Here is a 13,697-nt window from a genome sequence, read left to right on the forward strand (position 1 = left end):
TGTTTTTTGCGCCTTAATCTCATTAAAAAACGGCCTTTAATTTGGTTTAAACAGTGAAAACGTTTGCATATCCCTCTTTGGTAACAAGATTGAATTAGGGGCTAATTTATGTGTGAGCTGAATAGGTTGTGAACCAAAACTGTTGTTGAGTTTTTGGCATCGCCATCGTAAACGTTTTCAATCTTCTTTTTAAAATTCCAGATGGTGTTACGCCTTAAGTCTAACATTTCTGAAAGCTGATCTAATGTGTATTCCTTTTGTCTATTATTTGTGACGTACAGAATGAAGAAGGCTTTGTCTATTGGAAAACGAATGCCGTGGAAAATGGAGTTACTGGTAACCGATTCATTGTAGCCGCACTTAGTGCACCTTCTCATAAATTTAGTCTTTCCTTCATTGTATTTTGTGTTGCTACACTTGGCACAATGGTAGCCATCGCCCCACTTAAGCTTTTCTAGAAACCTGTAGCAAGTAGGCTGATCTGGAAATATTTTCTGAAACTGCTCATAGCTCAGATTCTTGTTGATAAGTCTGTCTTGTAGAATTTCTTTTATATTGTTCTTTAGCTTCCAGTTGTCTAAATCGAGCTTTGAATTGATTGCGTTGATGTCTTTAGTTTGCTCAATTAGCTTTTGATTGGTAGAGGCCAAGAGAAGGTTTTTCTCTTCAAGCTGGCGAGTCCTTTCCTTGATCTTCTCTTCCAGTTCTCTGTTTACCTTGTCTTTCAGCTCTGCATTCTCCTTTTGTTGGTTTATTATTCTCTGTAATGCTCTATCTCTGTTCGACTTAAGAATTCTAACTCTATCGCTGAGTGCAAACGTTAGGAATATCATTTCTAGCAAAAAGCAAATATGAAGGCTGTAATAGCTTATGGTTACTAATGGTATAACGGATAGGTAGATGAGGGCCTTAGTTAAGAAACCTAGAAAGAGAATACCATAGGCCACCACAAAGAACCTTGCAGGTTTAAAGCCTTTTAACCATACCCGAATGCCAGAATAGAAGATTAAAGAAAGGGGAATGATTTCTATGTTGCGATATTCAAAAATTGAATGGTCGAAAACTAAGGCATATAGGAATATGAGGCTTCTTACTGCGAGCGTACCCAGTAGTAATTTATCTAACTGAGGTGCTTTGGTGCTGGTGGTTAAAAACCTTCTAGAAAACAATAAGGACCAAAAGATAAGCGAGAATAAGGCCGTACCGTAAGCAATTTGGTTCCACTGAGGCCAATTAGGCCATAGATATTGATAGGCTATGCCGTCTACGCACATGGCATAGACGCCCACACTCAAAATATAGAAAGTGTAGAGGAGGTATTTCTGTTCTCTTATGGCAAAGAAAATCAACATGTTATAGATGGAAATGATGAAGATCATTCCATAAAAGATGCCGTATAAGAAGTATTCATTTAGAGCATATCCGACAAACTGGTTAACTGTTCTGATGGAAACCCTTAGGTCAGCATACAGGTGAGATTGAACCCTAAAGTAGACTTCCTGCTGACCTTCTAGTTCTGAATCTATTATCCATTGAAAGTTTTTGTGGTTGAAAGATTTGTCTTTAAAAGGGATGGCATCTCCTACATGGTACTGTTTGTAGGTTCCGTCTTCTTGAGGAAAGTAAGCCCAGATGTGGTCTATGGTTTGGTCATAGAATTCTATCATCCATTCCTTTTCAAGGTCTCTTGCTACAAGCAATGGTACCTTTATCCAATAGGTGCAGGTGGTGCAGTAATCTTTTGGTTTGTAGCCAGGAGTTATTAGAAACTGCTTCTGAGAGTTTCTTACTAACTCAAAAGACATAGACCCAGTGCTGTCTATGAGAATGGGTAAATCATTAAATGCGAGGAGAAACCTATCGCTAGAATCGTCTATAAATATTCTTTCCCTTGAGTTTTGGTAGGGGCTAAAGAAGTTTAGCAACAAGGAAATAATGAAAGCTTTTACAAATAGCATGGGTCCAACAGTAGACTCTCTTTTATCTAATGTACAAAATTAGCAACCAAACGATTGGTTAAGGTGTGTCTACTGTCTTTTAAGAACTTAAGAAGCTTTTTCTAAAGAAATTGGTTCGGCAGCTTTTCCGTCTATGCGTTTAGCATGGTTTTTTCGCTGAATATTGCCGACCATATTGGCCACTCTGTTTCTGCTTAGTAAGCGTGGTAAAAAAGCACTCAGCTTATTCCAGAAGCCTGGTATTAAGACAACTTTTCCACTCATTAATCCTTCATAGCCAAATTCAGCAACGCTCTTTGCATCGGCAATATTGAATTTTATGTTCGGGTTTTCATTTCCATTAGACTTTGCAAAGTTAGTCCTTGTCATACCGGGGCATAAAACAGCCACATGAACGCCATTAGCCCTAACCTCGTTTGCTAATGCTTGTGAGAAGTTCAATAAATAGGCTTTAGAGGCATGATAGGTAGACATAAGTGGCCCTGGCACAAAAGCGGCAACTGATGCATTATTCAGAATGTAGCCTACTTTTCTTTCTACCATTCCTGGCAATATCCTTTTCATTAACTCTGTGGCTGTAACCATATGAACCTGAAGCATGGCTTTGTCTTTTGCCCAGCTACTTTGAGCGAAATAACCGAAATTTCCGAAGCCGGCATTGTTGAAAAGGAGCTCTACTTCAATATGCTCTCTATCTATAAAGCTACAAATGCTATTAGTTGCCTCAGGGTCTGATAAGTCTTGAGAAAAGATTTTGATGTCTACTGAATACAATGATTCAAGACTACTTTTAGCAATTTCTAGAGACTGAAAGTTGATGTCTATAAGGAGTAGGTTGTAACCATTGAGGGCACAAACATTGCAGAACTCTAAACCTATGCCACCAGCAGCTCCTGTTACAAGTGCTGTTTTCTTCATCTCGGAAATTTAACAAATAAAAAAAGGAACCCAACTGAGTCCCTTTTCAATCTCTATAAGTTGAACCCTTAGGCCAAGTATTTTTCTACTGGAACGTAGTCTAAATCGAAAGCCTCAGCAACCGCTTCATAAACTACATCACCGTTAACTACGTTCAAGCCTTTTTCTAGCTCTTTGTTTTCCTGACAAGCCTTCTTCCAGCCTTTGTTAGCTAGCTGAATAGCGTAAGGAAGTGTGGCGTTAGTAAGAGCAATGGTAGAAGTATAAGGTACAGCTCCTGGCATGTTTGCAACACAGTAGTGCACAATATCATCGATAATAAAAGTTGGATTTTCGTGCGTTGTTGGAGTACAAGTCTCGAAACAGCCACCTTGATCTACAGCAACATCTACCAATACAGTACCTGGTTGCATTTCTTTCAACATGTCTCTGGTGATTAGCTTAGGCGCTTTAGCACCAGGAAGAAGTACAGAGCCAATGATTAAATCCATGTGAGGGATAAGCTCACGAATGTTTACTTCATTAGAGTATCTTGTAACCACATTAGGAGGCATAACGTCATTAAGGTATCTCATTCTGTCTAGGTTCACATCCATAATGGTTACTTGAGCACCTAAACCTGCAGCCATTTTTGCGGCTTGAGTTCCTACAATACCGCCACCTAGAACTAATACTTTACCAGGAGAAACACCAGGTACTCCTCCAAGGAGAACACCTTTACCCATAATTGGCTTCTCTAAGTATTTTGCACCTTGCTGAGTGGCCATTCTACCTGCTACTTCAGACATAGGAATCAACAGAGGAAGGCTTCTATCTGCTTTTTCAACTGTTTCGTATGCCAAACAAACAGCACCACTTTCAATCATGGCGTGTGTTAATGGCTCGTAAGATGCGAAGTGGAAATAAGTGAATACCAATTGATCTTTCTTGATGAGTTTGTACTCAGGCTCAATAGGTTCTTTCACCTTCATGATCATTTCGGCTTTGTCATATACAGCCTCAATGCTTGGTAGTATATTGGCACCAACTTCCTCATAAGCTTCATCAGGGAAACCGCTGTTTAAGCCGGCATTAGTTTGTATATAAACTTCGTGACCACGTTTGATCAACTCTAGTGCTCCACCAGGGGTTAGAGACACTCTATTCTCGTTGTTTTTAATTTCTATTGGAACGCCAATGATCATGTCTAATGAGTTTAAAATTTTGAGTGGCAAATATAGTAAGCGGATATTACAAACGTTTGCCGTTCGGCCTAAAAACGCCCATTTTACTGAGAATCAGAATGATGTATTTCGAAAGTTGAAAACTATGAAATTTTCTTTTACAGCCTAATATTTAAAAGAAATAAAATTTGTCATAGATTCGTTTTGGCCAATAAAAATGATGAAAAATTACGCTTTGCGGTATTTTATTCTAAAAATGTCTCGAAAAATAAGGGTTTGCCAAATTTGATTTGTCTCTTATTCTGGTTACATTTGTTAGACGTAATAGTACGTAGAAATTTAAAATTTCATGCTTGTGGGAGAATCAAAGACTGTTAGTAAGAAGAAAATAAACGCGCAGGAAGTATTAGAAGATTATAAACTAGCGGTTGAAAGTAGGGAAGCCAGTATAATTGGTAGAAAAGAGGTCTTTATGGGTAAAGCCAAATTCGGAATTTTTGGCGATGGTAAAGAGCTCCCTCAGATTGCAATGGCTAAGGTTTTCAGAAACGGAGATTTCCGTTCTGGTTACTACCGAGATCAAACGTTTATGTTCGCTATTGGTGAGCTTACAGTTCAGCAATATTTCGCGCAGCTTTATGCACATACTTCTGTAGAGGCAGATCCTGCTTCTGGTGGTCGTTTAATGAATGGTCACTTTGCTAACAGATTGCTAGATGAGCAGGGCAATTGGAAGTCTCAGACTTCTATGAAAAACTCAAGCTCAGATATTTCTCCAACAGCAGCGCAAATGCCAAGATTAGTTGGTTTAGCGTATGCCAGCAAGCTCTACAAGCAAAATCAAGACCTACACCAGTTTACCGATTTCTCTATAAAGGGTAATGAAGTTGCCTTCGGTACTATCGGAAACGCTTCAACTTCAGAAGGGCACTTCTTTGAATCTATTAATGCGGCTGGCGTGCTACAGGTGCCAATGGTTATGGCCGTTTGGGACGATGAATATGGTATTTCGGTTCCACAGGAATATCATACCACCAAAGGCAGTATTTCTGAGTTTTTAGCCGGAATTCAGAGAGATAAAGACAATAAGGGGTACGAAATAATAAAGGCTAAAGGCTGGGATTATGAAGGGCTCAAAGCTGCTTTCCAAAAGGCAGAAAAGGTGGCTCGCGAAGAGCATGTTCCAGTATTGGTGCACGTTCAAGAGGTTACTCAACCACAAGGACACTCTACTTCTGGTTCACACGAGAGGTATAAGACTAAAGAAAGATTAGAGTGGGAAAAAGCCCACGACTGTCTAGTGAAGTTCAAGGAGTGGATCTTAGAAAACAATGTAGCGTCTGAGGAAGAACTAAAGCAATTGGAGAAAGAAGCAAAAGATGCGGCCAAGTCGGCAAGAGTGGCTGCATGGAATGCTTTCCTACAAGATATTAAGAAAGACCAAGAAAAGGCGGTTGAAATTATTGAAGCGCTGGCTCAAGAAAGTGAGCATGGTGGTCAAATAATTCAGATCGTTTCTGAGCTTAAGAAAACCCTAAACCCAATTCGTTTAGATACTTATAAGGCTGTAAAGAAGGTTTTACGCCTAACCAGAAATGAAAATACTTCTTCTAGAGCTTCTCTTGTTGCTTGGTTAAAGAAAAGTGATGAGGAGAATTATAGAAGATTTAGCTCTCATGTAATGAGTGAGTCTGAAGAGGCTTCTCTTAAAGTTGAAGAGGTAAAGGCATCTTTCTCTGAATCTTCTCCTTTGGTAGATGGTAGAGAAGTTCTACAAGCCTGCTTTGATGCTGCGTTAAGCAGAGATCCACGAGTAATTGCTTTTGGTGAAGATGTTGGTAAGATTGGCGATGTTAACCAGGCTTTTGCTGGTCTTCAGGCTAAGTATGGTGAACTAAGGGTTACTGATACTGGTATCCGTGAGGCCACCATTATTGGTCAAGGTATTGGGGCGGCCTTAAGAGGCTTGAGGCCAATAGCTGAAATTCAGTATTTGGATTATTTGCTTTATGCCATTCAAACCCTAAGTGACGATTTGGCTACTCTGCAGTACAGAACTGTAGGAGGTCAAAAGGCTCCTTTAATTATTAGAACTAGAGGACACAGGTTAGAAGGTGTTTGGCACTCAGGTTCTCCAATTGGAATGATTTTGAATAGCCTTAGAGGTATCAATGTGTTGGTGCCGCGAAATATGACTCAGGCTGCTGGTTTCTACAATACAATGCTCAAGTCGGACGACCCAGCATTGATTATCGAATGTCTGAACGGTTATAGACTTAAGGAGAGAATTCCAGATAACATTGGTGAGTTTACCGTGCCTGTTGGTGTGCCAGAGGTGATCAAAGAAGGTTCAGATGTTACCGTAATTACTTACGGTTCTATGTGCAGAGTTGTTGAGCAAGCTGCTGAAGAACTGCAAGAAGTAGGAATCTCGGTTGAAATTATTGATGTACAATCTCTTCTTCCTTTCGATGTACATCACTCCATTGTTGAGTCGTTGAAGAAGACTAATAGAGTAGTATTTGCCGATGAAGACGTACCAGGTGGTGCTTCTGCTTACATGATGCAGAAGGTACTTGAGGAGCAAAATGGATACTTCCACTTAGATTCTCAGCCTGTTACTATTACCGCAGCAGAACATAGACCAGCTTATGCATCTGATGGCGACTATTGGTCTAAACCTAGCGTAGAGACGGTCTTTGAAAAGGTGTACGATTTAATGGGCGAAGTAGAGCCAGATAGGTTCCCTAAGCTTTACTAAAGTTTAGGGGGCTTAGTTTACCTCTCGTCTAATACTTTGAAGAGTAAATTCAGGGCTCTCACCTACATTGCTAGTGTTCAGAGCCCTATCTCTTATCTTAAATTCCAGTTTAATGGTATCTGTTCTAAACAGAGGTAGAAATATGCCAGAAACCATATCATAGGTGATAACTCCCTCAATAGGTCGGTTTGAGTTTCTAACTATAGAACAAGGATTGTCTTCAGAAGATAGACAAGGGAATCTACCATCGAAAGATATACCGCAGAAGGTGTTCTCGTTGGCGCTTCCTGCAGGCTGGGCTCTTAAATCTACTTCTTCAAAAGTTCCATTCCGCTTTACAAAAAAGTCTACTTCAATATTGAATTGATTTTCATTGAAGTTTATCAACAAGGTGTCGGCAAAATCACCATCGCCATTTACATCTAAGTTCTCCTTATCTTCAACTATGTAATCTAGACAGGTGAATGGTGGGTCTTCTGGGCGTTGACCAAACTGGACAAGTTCGCCATTTTCTTCAACCAAGTTATATGGAGCATAAGGCCCAGAAGCTTCTTCTCCTGAAAGGCCCAAGTCACCATCGCCATCTTGAATGTTGATAGAAAGTTTTAGGGTGTTTTCCTCAAATAGTGGGTCTCCAGCATTTTTTACTTCAAATACCACATCGGCAAAACTAACCTCAGGTGTTACTGGCAAATCGGGTGGTCTGTTACAGGCCAAAATGGCCATACTAAGAAGAAATGCAAAAACTAACGATTTCGAGAAGCTTAATCTCATGGATTACCTTTATATGAATACAATTATAATAATATTTGCCCTAAGTGAATCATCACCTCAGGCTGTATAACGAATGCTCCAATTCAATAGTTTAATAGACAGAATAAAAACAGTTGGCCCAAATACCTTTGAGGCGCTGGCCATAGATATCTTTAAGCTTCAGTATACCCATAATCTGGTTTATAAAGAGTGGTGCGATTCTTTAAAGAAGACACCTAACTTGGTTGAGCGGTTGGAGCAAGTTCCTTTTCTTCCTATAGAGTTTTTTAAATCTCATGATATCCGAACAGGAAGTTGGAATGAACAATTGGTATTTGAGAGCAGTGGTACTACTGGTTCAGAAACTAGCAAGCATTTCGTACACAGTGAGTCTTTGTATCTAGAAAACTGCGTTACTGCTTTTGAAAAGGAGTACGGTGAATTATCTGATTATGTGATTCTGGCCTTGCTTCCCTCATATTTAGAGAGAGGTAATTCTGGCCTAATTTCAATGGTCAATCATTTTATTCAGAAGACGGAATCGGAAGAGTCAGGGTTTTACTTAAACGAGTTTCAGCAGTTGTATGATCATCTCTTAAGCTTAAAAGAGACTGGTAAGAAAGTAATTTTGTGGGGTGTGACTTTCGCCTTGTTGGATTTTGCTGAAGAGTACTCCATAAATTTTCCAGATCTAATTATCATGGAAACCGGTGGAATGAAGGGTAGGAGAGAAGAGCTAGTGCGTTCGGAAGTTCATAATAGGTTGCAAGATGCTTTTGGAGTGGTATGTATTCATTCAGAATATGGTATGACGGAACTGTTTTCTCAGGGCTATTCTAAAGGACAGGGTGTGTTTCAGTGCAGTAATACTATGGCTGTAATGGGAAGAGATATGAATGATCCCCTTAACTATCCTTCTAAGAACAAAACGGTGGCCCTGAATGTGATTGACTTGGCTAACATTTATACCTGCTCATTCATTGAAACCAAAGACCTAGGCTCTGTATATAGTGATGGTAGTTTTGAGGTAAAGGGAAGGTTAGATAACTCCGATATTAGAGGGTGCAACCTTTTAGTAGTTTAAAATAATTGGAAGTTCAGCCCGTTAAATCAAAGATTATATTCATCAACAAGGCTGAAAAATAATTTGAATTTTTATCTTTAAGCCACAATTCTAGATCATGAAGAAGAAACAACTGATCATTTTGCTAGTATCTCTGGCCTTCTTAGGAATCACTTCTTGCGCTCAAGAACTATGTCCTGCTTACGTAAAAGTAGATAAGCAGGAGAAAAAAGAAGAAAAGAAAGAGGGTCAGTTCTGATTAAATCAGGTACTTCTTTACATCTTCTTCACCGATTTCCTCTCCGCACATTATCACAAGCCTTTCTGTTACGTTGCGTAACTCTCTGATATTTCCAGACCAATCGTAGTCTTGTAAGGCTTTAATGGCTTTTTCGTTCAACGACTTCTTTTTGGTGCCATATTCTTGGGCAATATCTTCTAAGAATTTATCGACCAATAAAGGAATGTCGTCTTTTCTGTCTTTCAAAGGTGGAACCTGAATGACAATTACGCTTAGTCTATGATATAAGTCTTCTCTGAACCTGTTCTCTGCAATCTCCTTTCTTAGGTCTTTATTGGTTGCGGCAAATACACGCACATTTACGTTGATGTCTTTATCTCCACCAACACGGTTGATTTTATGCTCTTGTAGTGCTCTAAGAACTTTAGCTTGAGCAGAAAGGCTCATGTCTCCGATTTCGTCCAAGAAAAGCGTTCCCTCCGTGGCTTGTTCAAATTTTCCAATTCTTTGTTTGTGGGCTGAAGTAAACGCTCCTTTCTCGTGACCGAAAAGCTCACTTTCAATGAGTTCGGCAGGAATGGCCGCGCAGTTCACTTCAATGAACGGGGCAGAGGCTCTGTTGCTTCTTTCATGAAGACCTCTAGCCACCAACTCCTTACCACTTCCGTTGGGGCCTGTAATCAAAACCCTAGCATCAGTAGGACCTACCTTGTCCATCATTTCTTTTACTTCAGACAAAGCAGCAGTCTCGCCAATCATTTCATACTTCTTGGAAAGCTTCTTTTTAAGCGTTTTAGTCTCAGTGACTAAAGATGACTTGTCCAAAGCATTTTTAACCGTAAGCAGGAGTCTGTTCAAATCTGGTGGCTTCGGCACAAAGTCGAAAGCGCCCATTTTGGTAGCGTCCACAGCTGTTTCAATAGTACCATGCGCAGAGATCATGATGAACTGAGTATCTATGCCTGCCATCTGAACGCGCTCAAGCAATTCAATACCATCCATCTTTGGCATTTTTACATCGCAGAGAGCAATGTCAAACTTATCTGAAATCAGTTTTTCAAGTCCCTCCTGGCCATCTTTGGCTTCATCGATAGTGTACTTCTCGTATTCGAGAATTTCTCTGAGTGTACTTCTTATGCTTTGCTCGTCATCAATGATCAGGATTTTTGCCATATCTCTGGTGAATTAGTGGATTAGTAAATTGGGTAATTAGTTTGTGCTTTACTCTTCTAGCGAAAATAGTGCTAAAATTGAAAACAGGTGAGTGTTTATGCTGTGAATTACCAATAAACTGGTTTTACTTCACCAAACACAATAAAAAGAAAAAGATATAGACCTGTAAGCCGGGTTCTGTCTACTCCCTTTTGGGATGATCTTATCATTTATCTAGTCCTGACATTACTATCAGGATCAATCTGCCTACCCTCTTGTATCGGGCGGGTACCCTCAAGCACAAGTATACGTGGCATTTCACCGCATAGAGTTTACCTGATTTCACTACAGCATTACCTGTACATTCTTTCTGTTGCACTTGTCCTCTCCGTCAGTTGACGAATGACGGCCGTTAGCCGCTATGCTTCCCTGTGGTGCCCGGACTTTCCTCCCTTCTGATTACTCAGAACAGCGATAAGACGGTCTATATCGCTGCAAATATAGTTGAATGGTTGGGTTTACAGTATGGCAGAGAGGTCAAAGCTTTTCTGATTGTTGTCAATATCTGTAATGAGAAGACTGTAATCACAAGCTCCCGATCCAAAATCAATGGTGGTGGTTTCTTTTTGAGCTACTTCTTGAATAGAAAAAGCTCCACTTTTCGGGAAGTACGTTTCATTCAGCCAGCAGTTAAATGTGTTCAACAAAGTGGAAGGTGTACTTAAGTTGAATGCTTTCTGACCAGAGATTTCGAACCTGTAATTATTTGAAGCGAAGTAATCGAGCTCAGTAGTTTCGAATTGGCTGCCATTTTTCTTAGCGTAGTTAACTTCACGGTTACCTGTGAAAATGGAGCTTTCTGAATTTATAGTTAGCTCTAGGTTCGAAAAAGAGAGACTGTATCTTTTGGTATCAGTTGAATTGGTTTGAGATATATTTTCAATCCTTATTTGACCATGCAATCCTAAACCATTAAGATGATAGTTTCTTAAAACGACAGTTACAACGTTACCAATCTTGTCATCAGGATCTGAATAGTTCAGCTCAATCTGCCCTCGTCTAATCTTTTGAGAATCATCAGTACATCCGTTACCATAGTTTAATAGTAGAATGTTTAAGTCGGTATCAAGTTGTTGGTTGGCACATTCACCTCTCCCTGCGAATACATTGTAGTCTTCATGGGTAGAAACCACACCTTGATCACGCTCATGAAGAGAGTGGAGAAGGTTAAAGACAATTCCTTCAACATCGTGAATCATAAACTCAAAGGCTAATGGCTCTTTCACTCCTTCAGGAATGTCGAACTGTTCTTCTACGGTAGGGATAGGGTTTACCTTAGAGCAGCCAAAAACAAGTATGGAAACAATGATGAACTTTACTGAAGACTTAGCTTGCATGTGTATTTAGATTGAATTCAGATGGAATAACGTAAGTAAGAACAGCTTAGTGTTAGAAATAAAGAATGTGGCCAGTTACTTTACCTTGACTCAATTGCAGAGTTGGGGCTGGTAGTCTAATGAAATCGGTTAAGAAGAGAACAGTTTTCAAAAATCTACTGCTGGTTTGAATGTGGCTTAAGTCGAAATCTAAACCCAAATAATATTGTCTATAGTTATTGAAGCCAGCAGCTTCATTTTCACGGTTTCGGGCAAAAATCATTTGATGTGCCCCATAACCCAAGGCCAAGTTTATCCATTTGGGCCATTTGGATTCTTTGGCGAATGCATGGATATCGAAAGAAAGCCAATAGCTCTGTCCATTATAATCTTTGAGTAACCTTTCTGGAAAATTACTCCCTAATGTTTCTGGTCTTAACTCCGCTAGACTACTTGGCTGAAAGCTAAACTTGAATTTTATACGTTGTTCGTTCCATGCCTTCTGTTGAAAGTAGAACATGCCAGATCCGGCAGCATTGGCAATTATGTCTCCGTATGAAAAGCCGTAATCAGGAGAGAAACCGTCAAGTATTTCAATAGGGAGAAATAGGGCTGAGCTTAATACTGAGCTCCAAAGTAGTGCTTTGTTATCGCTTAATTCAGTTCTTCTTAAAAGCTCATAATTGATTCTAGACAAATGATAAGTGCCGTAAGTATGCCCAAGCTTGTCTACTTGGAGCCACTCGGCATTGTCATTAAAGAATTTAAAGTGCTCTAGACCATTTTCTGCATACCAGGCTTGGCTGAGTACTAGCATTCCGGTAGCGTAGCCAATTCCTCCGTAAAGTTTCACCTTTTTAAGGTTGATTGGATAATCAACTTCCACCGGGTGAGCAATCCCACTTTGTCCTAAGAGTTGAGCATAAGTACATATTAGTAAGCAGATGAAAATGGCAAATCTCCGCATGCCGAAATATACTTATTCTATTTGTCCAAAGCTTTTTTGTAAGTGTCAATTGCCCGTTGCCTAGCCGATTTATGTTCGACTATCGGGTCTGGGTATTTATCTGTGCCGTATTCTGGAACCCATTTTTTGATGTATTTCAGGTCTGGATCGAATTTTTCGGTTTGGGATTGTGGGTTGAATACTCGGAAGTATGGCTGTGCATCAGTGCCAGTTCCTGCAGCCCACTGCCAGCCACCGTTATTAGAGGCTAGATCGAAGTCTAGCAGTTTTTTGGCGAAGTAAGCTTCACCCCATCGCCAATCTATCAGTAAGTGTTTGGTCAGGAAGCTGGCGACAACCATCCTTACTCGGTTGTGCATGTAACCGGTTTTATTTAGCTGGCGCATTCCGGCATCTACAATTGGGTAGCCAGTTTTGCCTTTACACCATTTCTCATAGCCTTCTTCATCTTGTCTCCATTGTATTTGATCATACTCTTTCTTAAAGGCGTTGTCTACAACCTTTGGATTATTTGCCAGAATCATGGCGTAAAAGTCTCTCCAGATCAGCTCGTTTAGGAAAGTCTCATTCAAGGAGATGGCTTTCTCGGCCAATTGTCTGATGCTAATAGTTCCGAACCTTAAATGTATGCCTAGTCTAGAGGTAGCATCTTGCGCAGGGTAGTCTCTTTTTTTATCGTAATGTTTGAGTACTTCCTCTTCTACATTCGATGATGGTATCTTGACCTCGGTAGGCTCAAACCCCATGTCTTCTAACGAGTGGACTTTGTTGTTTTTAAGTTTCACCCAATTTTCGAAGCGCAATGCACTAGACTTAATTTCAGGTTTGTTAGCCTTGTATTTCTCTTTCCAACTTTTACTGTAGGGGGTGAATACCTTATAAAAGCTTCCTGAACCAGAAACAATTTCTTCGTATTCGTAGATGACCTGATCTTTAAAGGTGAAGAAGTCTATGTTGTTTTCTTTCAATAGAGATTCAATCTGCTTGTCTCTGTCTTTAGCGTAAGGCTCATAGTCACGATTGGTGTAAACAGCCTCGATTTCATATTCATCAATAAGCTGTTTATATGCTTCGAGTGGGGTAGAGTAGAAGGTTTTAATTCCACTGCCTTTCGAAGCTAAATCATTGTTCATGGCTTCAAGTGTAGATTGAATAAACTCTACTCTTGCATCGGCTTTGTCTTCTAATTTATCCAGAATGTTTTTATCGAAGATGAAAACAGGAAGCACATCTTTCGTCTCTTTTAATGCATAATAAAGCCCTGTATTATCTATAAAGCGAAGGTCTCTTCGGAACCAAAAAATTGAAATTTTAGACATTGGATTGTAATTCTCTAAACCAAACT

The 13,697-nt window shown here is 39.9% G+C and carries 11 protein-coding genes and 1 other RNA gene; 3 read left to right on the forward strand and 9 right to left on the reverse strand.

Features of this window, described 5'->3' with window-relative positions:
• Positions 1–101 precede the first annotated feature (101 nt).
• The 3 genes from AWW68_RS10270 to ald form a co-directional block, all read right to left on the reverse strand.
• Positions 102–1,958: a 7TM diverse intracellular signaling domain-containing protein gene (locus AWW68_RS10270; protein WP_084375651.1), complete on the reverse strand. Its 1,857-nt coding sequence runs from the start codon at positions 1,956–1,958 to the stop codon at positions 102–104.
• Between the two features lie 87 nt (positions 1,959–2,045).
• Positions 2,046–2,876 (reverse strand): SDR family NAD(P)-dependent oxidoreductase, encoded by an 831-nt coding sequence (locus tag AWW68_RS10275; protein WP_068220388.1) that lies wholly within the window; start codon positions 2,874–2,876, stop codon positions 2,046–2,048.
• A 68-nt stretch (positions 2,877–2,944) separates the two neighbouring features.
• Positions 2,945–4,060, reverse strand: a complete 1,116-nt coding sequence (gene ald / locus AWW68_RS10280) for an alanine dehydrogenase (RefSeq protein ID WP_068220391.1) — start codon at positions 4,058–4,060, stop codon at positions 2,945–2,947.
• 328 nt (positions 4,061–4,388) lie between these two features.
• Between ald and AWW68_RS10285 the strand changes: the two genes are divergently transcribed.
• Entirely contained in the window at positions 4,389–6,800 is a 2,412-nt protein-coding gene (locus AWW68_RS10285; protein ID WP_068220394.1) for an alpha-ketoacid dehydrogenase subunit alpha/beta, read from the forward strand.
• Positions 6,801–6,812: 12 nt separating this feature from the next.
• Here AWW68_RS10285 and AWW68_RS10290 read toward each other — a convergent pair whose 3' ends face one another.
• Positions 6,813–7,574: a hypothetical protein gene (locus AWW68_RS10290; RefSeq protein ID WP_157717606.1), complete on the reverse strand. Its 762-nt coding sequence runs from the start codon at positions 7,572–7,574 to the stop codon at positions 6,813–6,815.
• A 73-nt stretch (positions 7,575–7,647) separates the two neighbouring features.
• On the opposite strand from AWW68_RS10290, the gene AWW68_RS10295 reads away from it, so the two are divergent.
• Positions 7,648–8,637: a LuxE/PaaK family acyltransferase gene (locus AWW68_RS10295; RefSeq protein WP_068220400.1), complete on the forward strand. Its 990-nt coding sequence runs from the start codon at positions 7,648–7,650 to the stop codon at positions 8,635–8,637.
• A 97-nt stretch (positions 8,638–8,734) separates the two neighbouring features.
• Positions 8,735–8,875 (forward strand): hypothetical protein, encoded by a 141-nt coding sequence (locus tag AWW68_RS20075; RefSeq protein WP_157717607.1) that lies wholly within the window; start codon positions 8,735–8,737, stop codon positions 8,873–8,875.
• Here the strand turns inward: AWW68_RS20075 and AWW68_RS10300 are convergent, their stop codons facing one another.
• The 5 genes from AWW68_RS10300 to AWW68_RS10320 form a co-directional block, all read right to left on the reverse strand.
• Positions 8,876–10,030, reverse strand: coding sequence for a sigma-54-dependent transcriptional regulator (locus tag AWW68_RS10300; RefSeq protein WP_068220403.1), 1,155 nt, complete (start codon positions 10,028–10,030; stop codon positions 8,876–8,878).
• A 150-nt stretch (positions 10,031–10,180) separates the two neighbouring features.
• Positions 10,181–10,500, reverse strand: an RNA gene (gene rnpB / locus AWW68_RS10305) — RNase P RNA component class A.
• Between the two features lie 27 nt (positions 10,501–10,527).
• Positions 10,528–11,406: a hypothetical protein gene (locus AWW68_RS10310; protein WP_068220406.1), complete on the reverse strand. Its 879-nt coding sequence runs from the start codon at positions 11,404–11,406 to the stop codon at positions 10,528–10,530.
• A 52-nt stretch (positions 11,407–11,458) separates the two neighbouring features.
• The gene (locus tag AWW68_RS10315; RefSeq protein WP_068220410.1) at positions 11,459–12,352 is read right to left on the reverse strand and encodes a DUF2279 domain-containing protein; all 894 of its coding nucleotides are present in this window, start codon (positions 12,350–12,352) and stop codon (positions 11,459–11,461) included.
• Between the two features lie 17 nt (positions 12,353–12,369).
• Entirely contained in the window at positions 12,370–13,671 is a 1,302-nt protein-coding gene (locus AWW68_RS10320; RefSeq protein ID WP_068220413.1) for a cryptochrome/photolyase family protein, read from the reverse strand.
• Positions 13,672–13,697: the final 26 nt, after the last annotated feature.

The sequence above is a fragment of the Roseivirga spongicola genome, assembly GCF_001592965.1.
GTDB classification, from domain to species: Bacteria; Bacteroidota; Bacteroidia; order Cytophagales; family Cyclobacteriaceae; genus Roseivirga; species Roseivirga spongicola.

Excerpts from the sequence above, each read along its gene's own strand:
- AWW68_RS10270 (WP_084375651.1), bottom strand. The coding sequence starts at position 1,958 with ATGCTATTTGTAAAAGCTTTCATTATTTCCTTGTTGCTAAACTTCTTT.
- AWW68_RS10275 (WP_068220388.1), bottom strand. The coding sequence starts at position 2,876 with ATGAAGAAAACAGCACTTGTAACAGGAGCTGCTGGTGGCATAGGTTTA.
- ald (WP_068220391.1), bottom strand. The coding sequence starts at position 4,060 with ATGATCATTGGCGTTCCAATAGAAATTAAAAACAACGAGAATAGAGTG.
- AWW68_RS10285 (WP_068220394.1), top strand. The coding sequence starts at position 4,389 with ATGCTTGTGGGAGAATCAAAGACTGTTAGTAAGAAGAAAATAAACGCG.
- AWW68_RS10290 (WP_157717606.1), bottom strand. The coding sequence starts at position 7,574 with ATGAGATTAAGCTTCTCGAAATCGTTAGTTTTTGCATTTCTTCTTAGT.
- AWW68_RS10295 (WP_068220400.1), top strand. The coding sequence starts at position 7,648 with ATGCTCCAATTCAATAGTTTAATAGACAGAATAAAAACAGTTGGCCCA.
- AWW68_RS20075 (WP_157717607.1), top strand. The coding sequence starts at position 8,735 with ATGAAGAAGAAACAACTGATCATTTTGCTAGTATCTCTGGCCTTCTTA.
- AWW68_RS10300 (WP_068220403.1), bottom strand. The coding sequence starts at position 10,030 with ATGGCAAAAATCCTGATCATTGATGACGAGCAAAGCATAAGAAGTACA.
- AWW68_RS10310 (WP_068220406.1), bottom strand. The coding sequence starts at position 11,406 with ATGCAAGCTAAGTCTTCAGTAAAGTTCATCATTGTTTCCATACTTGTT.
- AWW68_RS10315 (WP_068220410.1), bottom strand. The coding sequence starts at position 12,352 with ATGCGGAGATTTGCCATTTTCATCTGCTTACTAATATGTACTTATGCT.
- AWW68_RS10320 (WP_068220413.1), bottom strand. The coding sequence starts at position 13,671 with ATGTCTAAAATTTCAATTTTTTGGTTCCGAAGAGACCTTCGCTTTATA.